Annotated in this window: 1 pseudogene; it reads right to left on the reverse strand. The window is 39.7% G+C overall.

The features are described from left to right. Positions 1-239, reverse strand: a pseudogene (locus tag AAEZ18_RS19605) (glutamate-5-semialdehyde dehydrogenase); the annotation flags it as partial.

The raw sequence follows: 239 nt of genomic DNA on the forward strand, positions 1-239 counted from the left end.
GTTCAACCGCTGCCGTAAAGTTTGGTACAACGCGAATAGCGATTTCTAGGTCTAGATATTCTTCACCAAATTCGTTATCAGCTAGGACTGTTGCGTTATCAAAGTATTTAACTGCAAAGCTGTCAGCATTTATTTTTACACCTTCTTGGCGTAATACAACTGCACACAAATTTAAAAACTCATCTGCCACATCTTGATGCACAACTAAACCTTCTAGTGCATTACAAACACCGGTACGC

Source organism: Pseudoalteromonas sp. 19-MNA-CIBAN-0066 (assembly GCF_040308705.1).
GTDB classification, from domain to species: domain Bacteria; phylum Pseudomonadota; class Gammaproteobacteria; order Enterobacterales; family Alteromonadaceae; genus Pseudoalteromonas; species Pseudoalteromonas nigrifaciens.